The following is a 5,301-nucleotide window of genomic DNA, read 5'->3' as shown; positions in this document are numbered from 1 at the left end:
CAGCGGTCGTCGCGGTCGTCCCATCGCCCGTGGAGCCGCGTCCGTCCGGCCGGTCCGAGAGGCTCCGGACGTCGATATCGATCCCGAGTCGGTCCTCGATCCCGCTGATCCGGCCGCCGCCTTTGCCGATGACGTAGGAGATGTCATCGTCGTCGACCCAGACGACCGCGGTGTTCGATCCCTGGAGTTCGACCTCAACGTGGCCGTGGGCCACCGATCTGATCTCGCGTTCGATCTCCTGCTTGGCGACGCGTTCGACGCCGGTTTCGGCACTCCCCTCAGCGCCGTCAAGAGGGACGGTGACGACCTGGCGGTTGAACGTGTAGATCTCGTACGCCGGCGTGCCCGTCTCGAAGTCCTCGATGACGATAACCGGGCGGGCGAGGTCCTCCTCGACGAGGCCGTGAGGAACCTTCACCTCGGTCGTCACGTCGTAGACAGTGTCGACTTCGCCGGCCTCGATGTAGACGACGGTGTCGACGATCTGCGGGATCATCCCCAACTCGACGCGGCCGACGAGCCGCTGGAGGGCGTCGATGGCCCGCGTCGCGTGGACGACGCCGATCATCCCGACGCCCGCCAGCCGCATGTCGGCGAACGTCTCGAAGTCCGATGTCTTTCTGACCTCGTCGTAGATCGTGTAGTCGGGCCGGACCATGAGCAGCGAGTCGGCGGTGTTCGCCATCGAGCCGTCTAACTCGGTGTACTGGGTGATTTCGGGGCCGACCTGGAGGTCGCGCGGTTTCTCCATCGTCTTGACGACATACCCTGAGTCGTCAAGGAACTCCGCGACGGCCTGGGCGAACGTCGACTTTCCCGCGCCCGGCGCCCCCGAGATGAGGACACCGCGTTGGCGCGCCGTGAACCGCTCGCGGAGCGCGTCGGCTTTCTCGTAGTCGTCGAGGTCGGTCTTGACGATCGGCCGGACGGCAGTGACCTCGATGCCGTCGGCGAACGGCGGTTCGGCGACGGCGATCCGCATATCGGCGATCTGGACGATTGTCATTCCGTCCCCCGATAGCTCGATGAACCCGTCGCTCACCGAGCGGGCGGTGTTGACGACGTTCTCGGCGATAGCACGCATCTCAGATTCGGTCAGGACGCCCTCGTCGATCGGCTCGTAGGCCATCTCGCCGATTGTGCCGCGTTTGGCCATCGGCCGGACGCCGGTCTTGAGGTGGACCGACATCGTCCCCTCGTCGAGGTACTCCTCAACGGCGAGATCGGGCGTCTCCTCGACCTGCGGTTCGATGTACTCGACGGCGACGCCCTTCGCCCTCGCCACCTCGCTTTGGACGACGTCGCTCGTCAGAAGCGTCGCGTCGTGCCGTTCGGCCAGATCGCGGATCAGCGCGTCGATCTCACCCTCTCCGGCGTCGCGTTTCTCGATGGCGTCCGGGCGCCGGCCGACGTACTCGACCGCAAGTCGCCCGTCGTCGACGAGTTCAGCCAGTCGCTGGAGCTCCTCTAGCCCGGCCCACCCGCTGTCCCGGCCGTCGTTGGCCTGGGCCTCAAGCTCCCCGACGACCGCCTCGGGGATGTACACCGTATCGAGGTCGCCGTCCCCGGCGCGTTCAGACACGCGGCCGTCGATGACCGCGCTCGTGTCCGGCAGAATATCCATATTTGAGGATCGGGCCCCAACGGGTATAAATACCGTGATGCGGTGACTCCGGCGGGCCGATCGGTAGCGTCTCGCCCCCGGTCCGGGCAGTGATCGCGTTCCCGAGCGATACGCGGTCAAGCTCGTCACGTACGAAGTTAACCGCTGGTACTCGTTCCGTAAATATGCATATACGAGGCCGGCCGGTCCTGTACTCCGTCGCTCCTCTCACCGTCCAAACCGCCACCGTCCGAATTCCCCCCGATCCGTGGCTTCTTGTCTGCCGCGACCCATTGTGCGCACATGGCGAGCACTGACGGCACCGACTCGGATGCCGCCGACGGGCCGACGCCGGCGTCGTACGACGACCTCCTCGAACGCTACGGCCGGGCGACGTATCTCGGCGACGCGAACGCGGTGTTGAGTTGGGATCAGGAGGTGATGATGCCCGAGGGCGGCACGCCCGCGCGATCAAAACAGCGAGGGGCGGTCTCAGCCGTCGCACACGATATCCTCGTCGACGACGAGACGGCCGAACTGTTAGACGAGCTCGAAGGGGCGGACCTTCCCGCACCGAAGGCGGCCGCCGTCCGCGAGATTCGCCGCGAGCACGAGCGCAACGCCCGGGTGCCGACCGATCTCGTCGAGGAGATCTCGACGGCGACCTCGGAGGCCCACCCAGTCTGGCAGGAAGCAAAGGAAGCCGACGATTTCGAGGCGTTCGCGCCAACGCTGGAGCGCCTGCTCGAACTCAAGCGGCGCTACGCCGAGCACATCGACCCGGAGGCTGACCCGTACGCGACGCTGTTCGCGGACTACGAGCCGTATCTCGACCTCGCGACCGCCGACGACGTCCTCGAGGAGCTCCGCGAGGGGCTGGTCCCGCTGATCGAGGCGATTAGTGCATCCGAGACGGAGCCCCACGCGCTGGATGGTACCTTCCCCGAGTCCGACCAGCTCGCGGTGACTCGCGAAGCGCTGGAAACGCTCGGGTACGACTTCGAACGCGGCCGCCTCGACACCGCGCCGCACCCATTCTCGACGGGAACGCAGTTCGACGCCCGCGTCACGACCCGTTTCAACGAATCCGAGCCGTTAGACTCGCTGGCCTCGACGATCCACGAGTTCGGTCACGCGAACTACACCCTCGGACTCCCTCGGGAGGCGTACGGCTCGCCGCTCGGCGAACATCGCGGGCTCTCGGTCCACGAGTCTCAATCGCGGCTCTTCGAGAACCACGTCGGCCGCTCGAAAGCGTTCTGGGAGCTGTTCGTCGACCGGTTCAACGACCACCACAACACCGACCTCACCGAGAGGCAGGCCTACGAGGCCGCCAACCGGGTGTACGACGACAACCTCATTCGAGTCGAAGCCGACGAGTTGACCTATCACCTCCACATCGTGTTGCGCTTCGAGATCGAACGCGACCTCGTGGCGGGTGAGTTGGACGTTGCAGAGGTCCCGTCGGTCTGGAACGACCGAATGGAGGCGTATCTCGGTGTCCGCCCCGACACCGACAGCGAAGGCTGTCTGCAGGACATCCACTGGAGCCACGGCTCCTTCGGCTACTTCGCAACGTACTCGCTTGGCAGCGTTCTCGCCGCCCAGCTGTACGCCGCCGCCGAGGAGGAGATCGACGATCTCGACGAAAAGATCGCGGCCGGAGAGTTCGATGCGCTCCACGGGTGGCTCGCCGAGAACGTCCACGAACACGGCTGTCGCTACCCGACAGGCGAACTGGTTGAGCAGGCGACTGGCGAACCGCTCACCGCCGACTACTTCCTCGAGTACGCCGAGGCGAAGTTCGGCGAGCTGTACGACTTGGATCGGTAAGGAGGGGAGGGCGGATATCGGTTGAAATGGCTGAGAGCGGAGTGCGGACATTCTTTATAAATCGTCGCACATCCATGGTATTGCGCCTGTTCAACGTGTAACGGAATTTGCTCGCCCTACTTATAAGTAAAGACGTATGTCCCACGGATCGAAATTCATACATGATTATTTATGCTATATAATGCGAACGTTTATCTAGAATCCCAATGAGTAGCACCACCAGCCAGTCCGATCCCGGTCGAACATCGAGCCAAATCACCCAGACCGGTCTCGACGAGAACGTCGCAGCAGCCCTTTCGTACGTGTTGGGATGGCTCACGGGTATCGGCATGTACTTTCTCGAATCGGAAAACGAAACGATCCGGTTTCACGCCGCACAGAGCATCGTCGTGTTCGGTGGCCTCTTCGTCGTATCACTGGCTATCGGTTTCCTCCAGGGCACGCTCTCGCTCATGCTTTCGTCGGTCGGTCCTGGAAACGTTGTCTTCGGGGTAGTGTCGATAGTTTTCGGTCTCATGAGCACGGTCATCGGAATCGCGGGGGTCGTGCTCTGGCTGTACCTGTTGCTCCGAACCTATCAAGGCCAGACCCCCCGCATCCCCGTTGCGGCCGGGGTCGCGGATAGTATCGCTTGAGTGGATTACACACATCTTTCGATCCGGTCCGGAATCGAGTTGTGAGCGCCCGTAAGATGGAACGCATCTTCCACAGTCTCCCGCCGCGCAAGCGTGTCGCTTTTCGCCCCCGGTTTTGAACAGAAGGTATGGAGGTCACGGAGGGAGCCGTCACGATCGAGGTACCCGAGGAGCGACACGGCGCGAGCGAGGGGTCGGGCGACGGCGTCTTTTATAACCCCGTTCAGGAGTTGAACCGCGACATCACGGCGGCCGTCCTCCGGGCCGTCGACGGCGACTGTGATTCCTATCTCGATGCGATGACCGCAAGCGGCGTCCGTGCGGTTCGAGCCGCCGAGGCGGGCTATGCGGCGACCGGTTGCGACATCGACGAGGCGGCCGTCGATCTCGCCCGATCAAACCTCGAGCGGAACGGGCTGTCGGGCGAGATTCATCATCGAAAGGTCAACGCCCACATGCACGAACACAGCCACGATGTCGTGGATCTCGACCCGTTCGGGACGCCGATTCCCTTCGCCGACGCGGCGTTTCGGAGCGCCCGCAAGTTCGTCTGCGTGACCGCGACCGACACCGCGCCGCTGTGTGGCGCGCACTTCGAGAGCGGGGTCCGAAGCTACGGCGCAGTCCCGCGGAACACCGAGTTCCACCCCGAAATGGGGCTTCGGGTGTTGCTGTCGGCGCTCGTCCGGACCGCGGCGCGCTACGATGTCGCCGCGACACCGGTGTTGAGTCACGTCTCGAGTCATTACGTCCGGACGTACCTCCGTCTCGAGAGCGGGGCGCGCGCCGCGGACGAACTGCTCGAGCAACTCGGCTACGTGGACCACTGCCAGCGATGTCTGTGGCGCGACCACGAGCGGACCCTTATCGCCGACCCGAGCACGACGTGCCCCAAGTGTGGCCAATCGACGTGGACGGCCGGGCCGATCTGGCTCGGCCCCGCCCACGGCACCGGGTTCGTGGAGCGCGTCGCCGAGGCGATCCCCGAGTCGTTTGGAACAGCGGCGAAGGCCCGTGACCTGCTCGAGACCATCGCGGGGGAACTCCACCGTCCGACCCACTACGACCAACACCGACTCTACAAGCGGTGGGGCGAGCCGAACACCGCGATGGACGACTTCCTGTCGTCGCTCGAGGCGGCGGGGCACGATACCTCCCGGACGCACTACGGCGGGACGACGTTCAAGACGGACGCCGGAGTCACCGAGATGCGCGAGGCGGTGCTGTGAC

4 protein-coding genes are annotated in these 5,301 nt (G+C 64.5%); 3 read left to right on the top strand and 1 reads right to left on the bottom strand.

From position 1 onward, the window contains the following. Positions 1 to 1,624: PINc/VapC family ATPase (locus ACI944_RS11365; protein WP_411719172.1), on the bottom strand; the 1,624-nt coding region annotated here is incomplete at its 3' end. Between the two features lie 282 nt (positions 1,625 to 1,906). On the opposite strand from ACI944_RS11365, the gene ACI944_RS11360 reads away from it, so the two are divergent. From ACI944_RS11360 to ACI944_RS11350, 3 genes are all read left to right on the top strand, one after another. After that, positions 1,907 to 3,436: a carboxypeptidase M32 gene (locus tag ACI944_RS11360; protein WP_411719171.1), complete on the top strand. Its 1,530-nt coding sequence runs from the start codon at positions 1,907 to 1,909 to the stop codon at positions 3,434 to 3,436. A 206-nt stretch (positions 3,437 to 3,642) separates the two neighbouring features. Then, positions 3,643 to 4,071, top strand: coding sequence for a DUF4870 domain-containing protein (locus ACI944_RS11355; protein ID WP_411719170.1), 429 nt, complete (start codon positions 3,643 to 3,645; stop codon positions 4,069 to 4,071). A gap of 128 nt (positions 4,072 to 4,199) precedes the next feature. Then, on the top strand, positions 4,200 to 5,300 hold the full coding sequence (locus ACI944_RS11350; protein WP_411719169.1) for a tRNA (guanine(26)-N(2))-dimethyltransferase: 1,101 nt from the start codon (positions 4,200 to 4,202) through the stop codon (positions 5,298 to 5,300). Position 5,301: the final 1 nt, after the last annotated feature.

The sequence above is a fragment of the Natronomonas sp. genome (genome assembly GCF_046710025.1).
Taxonomy (GTDB): Archaea; Halobacteriota; Halobacteria; order Halobacteriales; family Haloarculaceae; genus Natronomonas.
Note: the sequence above shows the minus strand (reverse complement) of the source record. Positions and strands in the feature narration are given on the sequence as shown.

Excerpts from the sequence above, each read along its gene's own strand:
- ACI944_RS11355 (WP_411719170.1), top strand. The coding sequence starts at position 3,643 with ATGAGTAGCACCACCAGCCAGTCCGATCCCGGTCGAACATCGAGCCAA.
- ACI944_RS11350 (WP_411719169.1), top strand. The coding sequence starts at position 4,200 with ATGGAGGTCACGGAGGGAGCCGTCACGATCGAGGTACCCGAGGAGCGA.
- ACI944_RS11360 (WP_411719171.1), top strand. The coding sequence starts at position 1,907 with ATGGCGAGCACTGACGGCACCGACTCGGATGCCGCCGACGGGCCGACG.